Here is a 12,242-nt window from a genome sequence, read left to right as displayed (position 1 = left end):
CGCCGCCAGGAGGCTTCCCCATGTCCCCCGTGCCCAACATCGTCCAGGTTCCCCTGACCACGCAGCTTCTGGCCCTGTCCATGGGCTTGCAGGTGGTGGCGTTCATCGCCGTGCTCTGGCGGGGCATCTTCGGCCTGCCGCAACTGGCCACGCGCAGGCCTCGCTGGCCCTTCATCCCGCTCGTGGCGGGGGCCGCGTGCGGCCTCTGGTACGCCTGGATACGGCTCGACCTGCTCATGGCCGTGGCCCAGGCCCTGGCCCTGTTCATCGGCTACATGCTCATCATGAGCACGCGCGGGGAACGCACGGCCCCCGCTCCGGCCGGAACCACCCGGCGCGAACGCCGCGAGGCCGAGCGCCAGGCCAAGAAGCAGGCCCGGCGCGGCGGAACGGGCAATGGGCAATAAGGCCTCGGGCGCACGGCCCGTGCTCAAGGGCCTGGCCATGCTGGCGGTGTTCGGCGGCCTGCTGGCCCTGGCCCGCTTCCTGGGGCTGGAACAGCACCTCACGGACCGCCAATGGCTCATGGCCCATGTTGAAGGACAGGGCGTCCTGGGCGTGCTCTTCTTTCTGGGCTTCACCGGGCTGGTCACGGGCATGGGCCTGCCGCGTCAGCTTACGGCGTTCCTGGGCGGCTACGCCTTCGGCTGGTTCTGGGGAACCCTGCTCGCCACCCTGGGCACGGCGCTGGGCTGCGCCATGAATTTTTTCCTTGCGCGCACCCTGGGGCGCGACTTCGTGCTCTCGCGCTTCGGCCGTCGCGTGGAGCGCCTGGACGCCTTCCTGCGCGCCGATCCCTGGAGGGCCTCGCTGGCCATCCGGCTCTTTCCCGTGGGGCACAACATGCTTACCAGCGTGGCCGCCGGGGTCACCAGCATCCCGGCTGCGGCCTTCATCCTGGGCTCGGCCGCGGGCTACCTGCCGCAGAATCTGGTCTTCGCCCTGGCGGGCGCTGGCGTCAGCGCGGAGACCGGGCTCTCCCGCGCGCTGTCCATCGGGCTCAGCGCATTGCTGCTGGCGGCCTCGGGCTGGCTGGGAATCAGCGTGTACCGCGCCTACAAGCGCAAGGGGGTCGTCCCTGTGGACGATGCCGAGGACGACGGGGAGAACGGCGGAGCGGACCGTACCGCCGCAGGAGGCCCGCCCAGGCCCTAGGCGGGAAGGCTAGCGCAGCACCGGCCGGTAGATGTCGTCGGGCAATGTCGGCATTTTCAGGCGCGGGGCCAGGCGCTTCCAGCCCAGCCAGAACAGCCAGCCCACCAGCGCGCCCAAAAGCCAGCCCGCGGCCACATCCAGCGGATAATGCTTGCCCAGATACACCCTGGACCAGCCCACCACCAGCGGCAGGGCCCACAGTCCACGCCGCAGCTTGGGCCACAGGCACATGGCCAGCACGGCCAGCGCCATGGAGTTGGCCGCATGGGCCGAGGGGAAAGAGGTGCCGCGCTCCCGGTCGGGAACATGGTCCGCAGGCAGACGCACCCACTGGCCGGACTCCTGCCGATAGGTTCCGGCCACGGCGTGCTGGGGGCGCACACGGCCCACGGCGTGCTTGGCCACATTGGTGCCAAGGTCCGTGGCCCCCATGGCCAGCGCCAGCAGCAGGAAGTACGCCACCTGGGTCTTGCCGCGCAACGCCGAACGCCACACCAAGAGCCCCGCCAGAATGACGAACAGCGGCGCGCGCAGGGAAAAGAGCGGCAGCACAAAGTCCAGGGCGGCGTTGCGCCAGTGCTGGTTCAGCAGCAGTTGCAGGCTCAAATCCTCGGGAATGGCGGGAAACATGGGGGGCCTCCTGAATGCGGCGCGGCTGGCGGCGTGCCCGCGGCCAAGGCTATGCCAAAGGCCTCATGTCTTGTCAAAGCCGCGCGTTTCGGTCAAGACTGCGCCCGAAACCATGATCCCGGAGCCCCCATGCCCAAAGCCGCGCCCCCGTCCCGCATCGCCCTGTCCATGCCCCGCCTGAGCCGCTACGGCGGGGCCGAGGGTTTTGGCTGGCGGCTGGCCGAAGCCCTGGCCGCCTGCGGCCACGCGGTGGACTTCCTCTGCGCGCGGGCCGAAGGCCGCCTGCCCCAGGGCGTAACCCCGGTGGTGCTGGGCCGCCCGCCCTTGGGCCGCGCCGTGAAGAACCTGTGGTTCGCCTGGGCCGTGGAGCGCCACCTCAGCCGGTCGCCCTACGACGTGGTCATCGGGCTCTCGCGCACCTGGAGCCAGGACATCCTGCGCGTGGGCGGCGGCCCGCAGGATATCTTCAACCGCCTGACGCTGCCCGCCCACGGCCAGAGCCTGGCCCGGACCCTGAAGGCCCTGCGCCGGGCGCTCTCGCCTTCCGGAGCGGTGATCCGCTGGATGGAGGCGCGGCAATTCGACACCCCTTCCAACCCGGCCCAACGCGTGGTCTGCGTGTCCGACCTGGTGCGCGGCTGGCTGCTGGAGGCCCACCCGGCCCTTGATCCGGCCTCGGTGGAGGTGGTGTACAACCGGCCCGACCTGTCGCGCTTCGCCCCGCCGGACGCCGAACTCCGGGAGCGGCTGCGCGCCGCCCAGGGCTGGGCGGACGCCGACGTTGTGGTCTGCACCGCGGGCACCAACTTCGCCCTCAAGGGCGTGGGCACGCTCATCCGCGCCCTGCCCCTGCTGCCGCGGAACTACCGCCTTGCCGTGGCCGGTGGCCGCCACCCGGACGCCTGGGTCGCGTTGGCAAAGCGGCTAGGCGTGGGGGAACGCGTCCATTTCGCCGGAAAGGTGGACGACATGCCCGCCTTCTACGCCGCGGCCGATGTGTTCGCCCTGCCCACCTACTACGACGCCTGCTCCAACGCCGTGCTGGAAGCCCTGGCCTGCGGCCTGCCCGCCATATCCAGCGCCCGCAACGGCAGCGCCGTGTTCGCGGACCCGCGCCTTGTGCTGCAGGACCCCGGCGACCACCAGGCCCTGGCCCGGCTCATCCGGCTGGCCGCCGAACAGTCCCCGGCGCAGCCCTTCCAGTGGCCCGATGACCGCCCTTGCGGCCTGCTCCCCTACATCCAGATGGTGGACGAGATCATCCGAACCAAACGGGAACAGCCATGACCCTGGACCTGCTCTTCCTCACGCCCTCGGGCGAGACCCTGCCCAGCGTGCGCTTCCGGGTGCTGCCCTTCGTGGCCCTGGGCCGAGCGCGCGGCCTTGCCGCAGACTGGCGGCGCGCGCCAAAGGCCGTGCACCAGCGCCTGGCCTTCCTGCTCTCCCTGCCCAGGGCGCGGGTCATGGTCATCCAGCAAAAACTCTTCGCCCCCTGGGAACTGGCGCTCATTCGCCGCCGTTGCCAGACCCTGGCCTATGATGTGGACGACGCCCTGTGGGCCCTGCACCCGGCCGAGGCCGACCAGCCCGGCAGCGCGGCCAAGGCGGCCAAGATCAAGGCGCGCTTCGCCCACACCTGCGCGGCCGTGGACCTTGTCATCGCGGGCAACGACTACCTGGCCGGGCACGCCCGGCAAACCCAGCGGAATGTCGTCGTGCTGCCCACCCTGCTCGACACCGACCTCTACACCCCGCCCCCGCCAGACGCCCACGGCGTGGGACGCTTCCGCGTGGGCTGGATGGGCACCTCCGGCAATTTGTTCTTCCTGCCGGAGGTGTTGCGCCAACTGGCCCCGCACAGGGACCGGCTGGACGTGCGCATCGTTTCCGACCGGCCCTACGAGGGCGAACTGCACGAGGTGGTCAGCTTCGAGCGCTGGAGCCCGGAACGCGAGGTGGAGCAGCTGCGCGGCTTCGAGGCCGGGCTTATGCCGCTGACCGACGACGAATACACGCGCGGCAAGTGCGGATTCAAGATATTGCAGTACATGGCGGTGGGCGCGGTGCCGGTGGCCTCGGCCGTGGGCTTCAACACGCAGATACTGACCCACGGCCACGACGGGATGCTGGTGCGCACGCCCGAGGACTGGGCCGCGCACATCCTGACCCTGGCGGACGACCGCGACCTGCTGGAACGCATGGCCAAAAACGCGCGCTTCACCGTGGTGCAGCGCTTCGGGCTTGCGGCCATGGCCCCGCAGCTGTGGAAGGCCCTCGGACTGGACTAGGCTCCCGGGTCTTCCTCCGGCGCGCGGGGCTCGCGAGGCGCGATCTCCAGGGGATCCAGCGGCGGCAGATCCTTCTCCGGCTGGGCTGCAAGCTCCTTGAGCTTGCGCGCGGACACCAGCACCCGCGACTCCAGGGAGCTCACCGTCTTGTTGTAGGCCTCCACCGCTCCGGAAAGCCCCCGGCCGACCTTGCCGAAATGCTCGCTCAGGGTGACGATGCGCGCGTAGAGCAGGCGACCGAGTTCGCTGACCTTCTGGGCGTTTTCGGCCACCTTTTCCTGCCGCCAGCCGTAGGCCACGGCGCGCAAAAGCGCGATGAGCGTGGTGGGCGAGGCCACGATGACCTTCTGCTTCACGCCCTCCTCGATGAGCGAGGGGTCGTGCTCCAGGGCGGAGCTGAAGAATATTTCGCCGGGCAGAAACATGACCACGAACTCCGGCGTGGGCGCCAGGTGCTCCCAGTAGCTCTTCTGGCCCAGCTTGGAGAGGTGCTCGCGTATCTGGCGCGCGTGGGCCAGCATGTTGTTTTTGCGGGCGTCCTCGTCCTGGGCCTCGTGGGCGTTCAAATACGCTTCCAGCGGGGCCTTGGCGTCCACCACCACGTTCTTGCCGCCGGGCAGGCGCACCACCATGTCCGGCCTGAGACGGCCGGCATCGGTGCTCACGCTGGCCTGCTCGGAAAAGTCGCAGTAGCCCACCATGCCCGCCAGCTCCACCACGCGCTTGAGCTGCATCTCGCCCCAGCGGCCGCGCACCGTGGGACGCCGCAGGGCGTCCACCAGCTTGCGCGTCTCGCGCCGCAGGTCCACCTGGTCGCTGGCCAGAAACTTGACCTGCTGGCACAGCTCCACATAAGCGCTCTGGCGCGTCTTCTCCATGTCCTGAATGCGCGCGTCCACCTGGGTAAGCGACTCGCGGATGGGGGCCACCAGGCCTTCGATGCTCTTTTGCCGGAGTTCGAGGTCGCCCTTGGCGGCCTCCTGGAACCCGGAAAGGTGCGCCTTGGCCAGTTCCACGAAGCTCTGGCTGTTGTTCTTGAGCGCCTCGGCCGACAGGGCCTTGAAGGTGGTGTCGAGCTGGGCTTGCAGGTCGGCCAGCAGGGCCTGGCGCTCGTCGGCCGCCTTGCGTTCGGCCTCCATGCGGGCGGCGAGGTCGCCCTCGCGCACGCGGGCGGCGGAAAGCTCCCCGGCAAGCTGCGTCAGGCGCGCCTCCAGCCCGGGCAGACGGGCTGCGGTCTCCTCGGCGGCCGCGCGGCGAGCGGTCTCGGCGCGCAGGGCCTCCACGGCCTTCAGCCCGGCCGCGCGCGTGGCGGCAAGCTCGGCATCAAGCCGCGAGGCCGCCCCCTCGGCCGCGCGCAGACGCTCGGCCTGGGCCGCTCCCCTGGCCCTGAGGACAAGCGCGGCGGCCAGGCCCCCCAGGAGCAGGCCCAACGCCAGACTCAGGGTCAGGCCCAGCACCAGGCCAACTCCGCCGGAAAACGCGTCCACCCTAGTCCGCGATCTTCTTGAGCAGCCAGGCCATGTTCCGGCCCAGCACGCGCATGGTGTCCAGCCCCTCGCCGTCGCCCCGCACCTGGCCGGGTTCGCGGCCGTAGCCCATGTTCCAGTAGCAGGAGCCGGGAACGATCATCTGGCCGATGAAGAAGAAGTGGTTCAGGGTGTCGAAGGTGTGGATGGCCCCGCCGCGCCGCGCGGTGACCACGGCGGCCCCGGCCTTGCGGCGGAACATGTCGCCGTTGGCGCGGGCCACCATGCCCGCGCGGTCCATGAGGGCCTTCATGTTGCTGGTGACATCGGCGAAGTACGTGGGCGACCCCAGCAGAATGCCGTCGGCCGCGCGCATCTTTTCGATGTGGCCGTTCAGGGCGTCGTCCACGGCGCAACGCCCGTCCTTGTTCTCGAAACACTTGTAGCAGGCGATGCAGCCCTGCAGGGCCTTGGGCCCGAGCTCCAGCAGCTCGGTTTCGACGCCCTCATCGGCCAGGGCCTCCAATGCGGTGTTGAGCATGACGGCCGTGTTGCCGCCAAGCCGCGCGCTTCCGTTGATGCCGAGCACCTTCATGCCGAACCTCCCGTGCCGTCGTCGCCGTTTCGCGGGGTAAAGGCCACGCCCTGGGGCAGCGAGGAATCCGCCGCGCCCACATGGGTGAAGCCGATGGCGATGCGCGTGACCGTCCCGCCAGGCCCCTGTGCCTGGCCCAGGCCGCGCACCACGCCCGCGTACCAGTAGGGCTTGAACTGCTTCTGCTTGAACAGGAACAGGGAGCATTTGAGCACAACCGCCGCGCCCAAGGCAAGCCCCGTCGGGGCCTGGTCAACGGGCACCTCCAGGGCCAGCCCTCCGGCGGAAATGTCCGTCACCGAGCCCTCGGCCACGCTGCCGCCCTCATAGGCGTTGATGCGGATGTCCGGCTGGGCGTCCGGGAAATGCAGGGAACTTTGGTCAAAACGGGCCAGCCACAGCCGCACCCGCACGAAACGCTGGTCGCTGACGCGCTTTCTGGGATGCTTTCTGCGCGGCTGGGACAAGGCGTCCATAGGGGGGGCAAGGGTCAACAGCGGCGGCTCGGCCGCAAAATCCTGGCTGGCGATGACCGTTTCGAAGGCGTTCACCGCCCGGCCGCCCACGCGCATGGGGGCGAAAAAACAGGTGACGGGCGTGCCCGGCGCGGCGCCGGAACCGGCGAAGACCTCGCAGTCCAGGCCGTCCGGCCCGGCCTGGCGGGCCACGCAGCGCGCCAAGGGCTCGTAGGGGGCGTCCTGCCCGGCGTCCACCCAGTCGCGGGGCATCACATCCATGGCCACGCCGCCCTGGGCCAGGGCGCGCAGCACGGGCAGGGCGGCGGCCCTGGACGGTCCGGCCGGGGTCACACGGCGGCCGCCCATGCGCCCCAGGGCGAAGCCCCCGGCCGCGGCCAACGTCGCAGCCAGCACAAGCCAGGCCCACCATGCCAAGTCGCCCATCGCGCCCCCTCAAAGCATTCAGGATGGCGGGAGGATACGTGGCGCGCGCGCGTCTTGTCAAACCACGAGACGCGCGGCGGTTTCACCGGCCCTTGCGGCCAGGCGCAGGGCGGCGGAACCATGGGACCACGGGAGCCTAGGCCCCGCGAAACACGTCGTACAGCTCGGGGCTCACCTCGACGACAAAATGGCCGTCCGCCACGCGCATGCGCACATTGAGGGACGGAACCAGCGCCATGTCCTCGGCCACGTTGGCCCATTTGGCCAGCAAAGCCTTGGGGTCGGCATCGTCAACGGGCAACTTTTCGGCAAGAATCCAGTCATTTTCCATGTCATGCTCCTTGGGCGCGGGGAATCTGCGCAGGGCTGCGCGCCGGGCCGCAGGATGCCAGATGCGCCCCGGCGCGTCGAGAGGCAATCCCGCCCCGCCGCGGCGGCAAGGCCGAAATCCCCCCCCGCGCACACCATTGCGCCCCGCCCCGGGCTCTGCTATTGCACCGCCCTGCCCGCCGGACCGGGAATTCTTCCCGCCGCCACGCCGGGTGGAACAGGAATCCGCAATGCCTGCCGCACGCCACGCCGCGCCAGCCCCGCACGAAACCGAAAGCCCACGGCTCTTCAGCTTCGAATTCATCGCCATCTGCGCCATAAGCGTGCTGGCGTTCTGCAACATTTCCATCTTCTACGGCTTCTACAGCTACCTAACCGAGCTTGGCGTCCCGCCCGTCTGGCGCGGCCCGCTGCTGGCGCTGGAACCCCTCACCGCGCTGCTGCTGCGGCCGTTCCTCGGACGCTACCTGGCCCTGGGCAACGCGGTGCGCTTCATGCGCGCGGGCATGGCGCTCGCCACGCTCGCCCTGCTCTGCTACCCGCTGGCGCACAGCATTCCTGCCCTGGCCTGCGTGCGCGTGCTGCACGGCCTGGGCTTCGTCACCGTGGTCACCGGACTCATGGGCACCCTCATGGCCTTTCTGCCCAAGCGGCAAAGCGCCCAAGGCTTCGGCCTGTTCTCCGTCACCATCCTGCTGCCCTACGCCATCATGCCGCCCTTTGTGGAGACGCTTCTGCCCCACCTGGAGAGCCACGGCCACGCCTACGCCCTGGCCGCGCCCCTCATGCTGCCGGCCTTTCTGCTGCTCATGCCCCTGGGCAAACGCGTGGCCGCCCTGGCCGCCAGCCTGCCGCCCTCGCACCTGGAGCGCCCCGGCTGGGACGAGGTGCGCCAAAGCTTCCGCAGCCTGGGGGTGGCGCTTTTGGTGGTGGCGAACTTCTTCCTGGTGGCGGCGCACGCCATCGTCTTCTTCTTCATGCGCGACTTCGCCGCGGCAATCGGCGCGGGCAACCCCGGCGCATTCTTCACCTGCGCCAACGCGGCCACCATCTCTGTGCGGGTGCTGGGCGGCCCCATGCTCGACCGCCTGAACAAGGGCCGGGCGCTCGCCCTCGCCTTTTTGGGCATGGGCCTGCTGGTGCCGCTCTTCGCCCATGCCGGGGGCTTCGCCACGCTTCTCGGCATGGCCGCGCTCTACGGCACGGGCATGGCGCTCACCATGCCGCTCATCAACTCCTGTATGCTCGACATCTCTCCGCCCCGCCTGCGCGCCTACAACGCCAACCTGCTCATGATCGCCGTGGACGCGGGCTTCTTTGTCGGCCCGTTCCTGGGCGGGGCCATCATGGCCGGGGAATGGGGCCACACGGTGCTTTTCGGCGTGGCCGGAGGGCTCATGCTCCTGGCTGCGGCCTGCGTGCGGCCCGTGGGTCGCGCCCCGCGCCAGGGCACCCCCCACCCCTGATCCCCCCTTTGACGCAAACCGCCCTGTGCCTGCCATTCGGCCCTGAGTGGGCGCTCATTCGCATGTTTTTTTGCACCGTTCCCTTGACTTGTTCTCTTTTTCACATATCCTGCAAATTGGAATCACAGCTTCAAGGCGATCCCTGCCGCATGGGGTCTCGGCAGGGTTCCAGTCCGTCCACGACCCCACACGGTGCATCCACAACCAAGGGGGTTCGCATGAAGATTCTCGTCGCCGTCGATCCAGCCGACACCGTCCACCTGCCCGTGGCCCGCGCGGCCGAAATGGCCAAAAAGGAAGGCGCGGAGCTGACGCTGCTCGCCGTGGCCGAATCCGTGGAGGACATGGAGAGCCTGTTCGGCGCAAGCGCCACCGAGCGTCTGCGCGACAAGGCGTCCAAGGCGCTGGGCGCGGCGCTGGGCGTAGTGCGCGCGGCCGGGCTGGACGCCAAGGAACTGCTCGAGGTCGGCGTGTCGCCGGAGGACTTCATCGTGGACATCGCCAAGAGCGGCGGCTTCGATCTCATCGTCATGGGCACGCGCGGCAAAAAGAAGCCGCACACCCTGCTGGTGGGCAGCGTGGCCAGCAAAGTCATCGCCCTGGCGCCCTGCTCCGTGCTGGTGGTGCGCTAGCGCGCGCCTGAGCATCCACCGCAACCCCGCGCCCGGCCCAGGCTCAACGCCTCGGCCGGGCGCACGAGCGTCCGGCTGCCGGACGGGCTACACGTACCCCGCCAGCTTCTTCTGGATCATGATGGCCAGAATGGTGCGGTCGGTCTCCACCATGCCCTCGCAGGAGAGCTGGCCCACATTCTTCATGGTCTGCTCCGGGCTTTCGGCGATGATGCCGTCGGTGGCGCGCACGCGCATTCCGTGCAGGGAAAAGAGCGCGGCCTGCACCGCCGTGCCCGCCGCGGTGGAAAGCTTCAGCGCGCAGCCAGCCTTGGCCCCGTCGCAGATCACCCCGGCCAAATCCTCTATGAGCAGCTTGATGGCCCCGGCGATGTGGTGCAGAGAGCCGCCCATGAGCGCGGCGATGCCAGCCGTGGCCCCGGCCCCGGCCGCCACGGAGCACCCGCACACGGCCGAAAGCCTGCCCGTGTGCGCCTTCACCGAGGCGGTGACGATGTGCGACAGCCCGATGGCCCGGAGCGCATCGGCCTCGGTGCAGGCAAGATAATCCTTCACGGCCCAGATGGGCAGCACGGCGGTGAGGCCGTGGTTGCCGCTCCCGGCGGAACTCATGGCCGGAAGCTTGACCCCGTCCATGCGGGCGTCGGCCGCGGCGCTGGTCAGCATCCGCGCGGCCAGGAACATGTCCTTGGCGATGAGCTTCTGCCGGGCCAGGCGCTCGAAGGTCTTGCCCACGCCCAGCCCGCAGCCGTACTTGAGCCCATGCCGGGCGAGCCGGGTATTGTAGGCCACGCCCTGCTCCAAAAAGGCCAGGTCCTCGGCGTCCAGCTGCTCGGCCAGGGCCAGCAGCTCAGCCAGGGAAAGCCCGCGCAGCCAGTCCTCCAACTCGTCCATCTGGCTCTTGCCGCCGCCCGCCGCGCCCTCCGCCAGAAGCGGATGCGCTGCCACGGGCTCGCCGTCCAGGTGCAAGGACACGATGCGGTCGTGCTGGCCCTCGATGACGGCCTGGGCCTCGTGCGTCGCGCCATCCGGCCCAACGCCCCGCACCACGGCGCGGATGTGCAGGCCGCGCCTGTCCGCGAGCAGGTTCACCGTGGCCCTGCCCGTGCGCAACAAATCCTTGGCGCGCCCCACGTCGGCTTCGGTCACGGGGTCCAGCACCTCCAGCTTCAGCGAGGCGTCGCCCCCGCACAGGCCCAGGGCCGCCGCCGTGTCCAGGCCGGAAAGGCCCGCCGTGCCGGGAATGGAGACCGCCAGCCCGTTCTTGTACACGTTGGGATCCACCCACACCTCCACGGACTCCGCCGCCGCGGGCACAAGCGAGGCAGCAGCAGCAGCGGCCAGGGCCACGGCCACGGGCTCGGTGCAGCCCAGGGCCGGGGCAACCTGCAACCGCAAAACATCCTTTACGCTGAACGCCATAAGCCGGTCTCCTTTTCCGCCGGGTGCGGATCTGAGCGGTGTATGCGCCCCCCAGCCGCCGCGTCAAGAAGCGCGCGCCGCGCGGCAGCCCCGCGCACTGCGGCCTTGCCCTCCTCCAGGCCCTCACGTATGGAGCCGCCCATGGACACCATCGACCGCTTCACCGGCCGCCCCTGGGACGCGCTGGCGCTCTTCTCCGGCGGGCTGGACAGCATCCTGGCCGTCAAGCTGCTGCAGGAGCAGGGCCTGCGCGTGCTGGGCCTGCACTACGTGAGCCCGTTTTTCGGCAAACCGCAGCTGGTGGATTTCTGGCTGCGCGAGTACGGCATTGAGGCCGCTCTGGTGGATGTGCGCCGCCCCTACCTGGACATGCTGCGCGCGCCGGAGCACGGCTACGGCAAGCACCTGAACCCCTGCGTGGACTGCAAGATCCTGATGCTGCGCCACGCGCGCGAACTTTTGCCGCGCCTGGGCGCAAAGTTCCTGGTCTCCGGCGAGGTGCTTGGCCAGCGGCCCATGAGCCAGCGCGGCGACACCCTGAACCTCATCCGAAAGGACGCCGGGGTGTCCGAGCTGCTTCTGCGGCCCCTTTCGGCGCAAAAGTTTCCCAAAACGCCCATGGAGGCCTCCGGTCTGGTGGACCGCGCGCGGCTGCCGGGCTTCTGGGGCCGGGGCCGCCGGGAGCAGTTGGACCTGGCCGCGCGCTTCGGCATAACCGACATTCCCACCCCGGCGGGCGGCTGCCGCCTGGCCGAGGCCGAACCCGCGGCGCGCTACCTGCCCATCCTCACCCACTTGGCCGACCCGCGCACGGGCGACTTCCGGATCACGGAGCTGGCGCGGCAGTACTGGGCCGGGCCGTACTGGCTGTCCATCGGCAGAAACGAGGCCGCAAACCAGGCCCTGGAGGCCGCCTGCGGACCGGACGACTTGCGCTTCCGCCTGCGGGACTTCACCGGCCCGCTGGCCCTTGGCCGCCACTATGCGCCAAAAATCGCACGGCCCGGCGCCTCGCCCCAGGCCTGGCCGCGCGCAGTCGTCGAGGACGCCGCCGCCTTCGCGGCCTCCTACTCGCCCAAGGCCCGGGCCGAGGCCGAGGCGGGCCGCAGCGTGGCCGTGCTGGTGCTCTCCGGCGGCGGGAGCGACACTGTTGAGGTCACGCCCGCGCGCTCCACGCCCCAGCCGTCACAGGACAACCGCCCATTGCCGGGCTCTGTTGAGGTCACGCCCGCGCGCTCCACGCCCCTGGGCTGGACCGAGCCCAAAACCGCGGCCGTCAACGCCTGGAAGCGGCGCGAGGAGCCGGACGCAGGCTCCTCGCATTGCCAGCCCCGGCCAAACAGGGCATAAGGCGCG

General features: G+C 70.0%; 13 protein-coding genes. 7 read left to right on the top strand and 6 right to left on the bottom strand.

Going from position 1 to position 12,242, the window contains the following annotated elements; all coding sequences use genetic code 11:
• The first annotated feature begins 20 nt into the window (after positions 1-20).
• Both CHB73_RS11965 and CHB73_RS11960 read left to right on the top strand, forming a co-directional pair.
• Complete coding sequence (locus tag CHB73_RS11965) at positions 21-407, top strand: hypothetical protein (RefSeq protein ID WP_089274822.1); 387 nt, start codon at positions 21-23, stop codon at positions 405-407.
• Positions 397-1,155 (top strand): TVP38/TMEM64 family protein, encoded by a 759-nt coding sequence (locus CHB73_RS11960; protein WP_089274821.1) that lies wholly within the window; start codon positions 397-399, stop codon positions 1,153-1,155. The genes CHB73_RS11965 and CHB73_RS11960 overlap by 11 nt, the downstream gene beginning before the upstream one ends.
• A gap of 9 nt (positions 1,156-1,164) precedes the next feature.
• On the opposite strand, the gene CHB73_RS11955 is transcribed toward CHB73_RS11960, so the two are convergent.
• Positions 1,165-1,785, bottom strand: a complete 621-nt coding sequence (locus tag CHB73_RS11955) for a phosphatase PAP2 family protein (RefSeq protein WP_089274820.1) — start codon at positions 1,783-1,785, stop codon at positions 1,165-1,167.
• 129 nt (positions 1,786-1,914) lie between these two features.
• On the opposite strand from CHB73_RS11955, the gene CHB73_RS11950 reads away from it, so the two are divergent.
• Together CHB73_RS11950 and CHB73_RS11945 are read left to right on the top strand one after the other, a co-directional pair.
• Positions 1,915-3,072, top strand: coding sequence for a glycosyltransferase family 4 protein (locus CHB73_RS11950; protein WP_089274819.1), 1,158 nt, complete (start codon positions 1,915-1,917; stop codon positions 3,070-3,072).
• Positions 3,069-4,073 (top strand): glycosyltransferase family 4 protein, encoded by a 1,005-nt coding sequence (locus CHB73_RS11945; protein WP_089274818.1) that lies wholly within the window; start codon positions 3,069-3,071, stop codon positions 4,071-4,073. Before CHB73_RS11950 ends, CHB73_RS11945 begins: the two co-directional genes overlap by 4 nt.
• On the opposite strand, the gene rmuC is transcribed toward CHB73_RS11945, so the two are convergent.
• The 4 genes from rmuC to CHB73_RS11925 all read right to left on the bottom strand — a co-directional run bounded on the left by rmuC (position 4,070) and on the right by CHB73_RS11925 (position 7,367).
• A complete protein-coding gene (rmuC, locus tag CHB73_RS11940; protein ID WP_235641594.1) occupies positions 4,070-5,560 on the bottom strand; it encodes a DNA recombination protein RmuC in 1,491 nt (496 codons plus the stop codon). The genes CHB73_RS11945 and rmuC overlap by 4 nt on opposite strands.
• 1 nt (position 5,561) lies before the next feature.
• Positions 5,562-6,134: a flavodoxin family protein gene (locus tag CHB73_RS11935; RefSeq protein ID WP_089274817.1), complete on the bottom strand. Its 573-nt coding sequence runs from the start codon at positions 6,132-6,134 to the stop codon at positions 5,562-5,564.
• Complete coding sequence (locus CHB73_RS11930) at positions 6,131-7,036, bottom strand: PilZ domain-containing protein (RefSeq protein WP_089274816.1); 906 nt, start codon at positions 7,034-7,036, stop codon at positions 6,131-6,133. Before CHB73_RS11930 ends, CHB73_RS11935 begins: the two co-directional genes overlap by 4 nt.
• A 136-nt stretch (positions 7,037-7,172) precedes the next feature.
• A complete protein-coding gene (locus CHB73_RS11925; RefSeq protein WP_089274815.1) occupies positions 7,173-7,367 on the bottom strand; it encodes a hypothetical protein in 195 nt (64 codons plus the stop codon).
• A 229-nt stretch (positions 7,368-7,596) separates the two neighbouring features.
• Between CHB73_RS11925 and CHB73_RS11920 the strand changes: the two genes are divergently transcribed.
• Positions 7,597-8,832: an MFS transporter gene (locus CHB73_RS11920; RefSeq protein ID WP_179217022.1), complete on the top strand. Its 1,236-nt coding sequence runs from the start codon at positions 7,597-7,599 to the stop codon at positions 8,830-8,832.
• Positions 8,833-9,050: 218 nt separating this feature from the next.
• Complete coding sequence (locus CHB73_RS16875) at positions 9,051-9,464, top strand: universal stress protein (RefSeq protein ID WP_179217021.1); 414 nt, start codon at positions 9,051-9,053, stop codon at positions 9,462-9,464.
• Positions 9,465-9,551: 87 nt separating this feature from the next.
• Here the strand turns inward: CHB73_RS16875 and CHB73_RS11910 are convergent, their stop codons facing one another.
• Complete coding sequence (locus CHB73_RS11910; RefSeq protein WP_089274812.1) at positions 9,552-10,886, bottom strand: L-cysteine desulfidase family protein; 1,335 nt, start codon at positions 10,884-10,886, stop codon at positions 9,552-9,554.
• A gap of 141 nt (positions 10,887-11,027) precedes the next feature.
• Between CHB73_RS11910 and CHB73_RS11905 the strand changes: the two genes are divergently transcribed.
• Positions 11,028-12,236, top strand: coding sequence for a hypothetical protein (locus tag CHB73_RS11905; RefSeq protein ID WP_089274811.1), 1,209 nt, complete (start codon positions 11,028-11,030; stop codon positions 12,234-12,236).
• The last annotated feature ends 6 nt before the right edge of the window (positions 12,237-12,242 follow it).

It is taken from the genome of Humidesulfovibrio mexicanus, assembly GCF_900188225.1.
In the GTDB taxonomy this organism is placed as follows: domain Bacteria; phylum Desulfobacterota; class Desulfovibrionia; order Desulfovibrionales; family Desulfovibrionaceae; genus Humidesulfovibrio; species Humidesulfovibrio mexicanus.
This window is presented reverse-complemented; position numbering and strand designations above follow the sequence as displayed.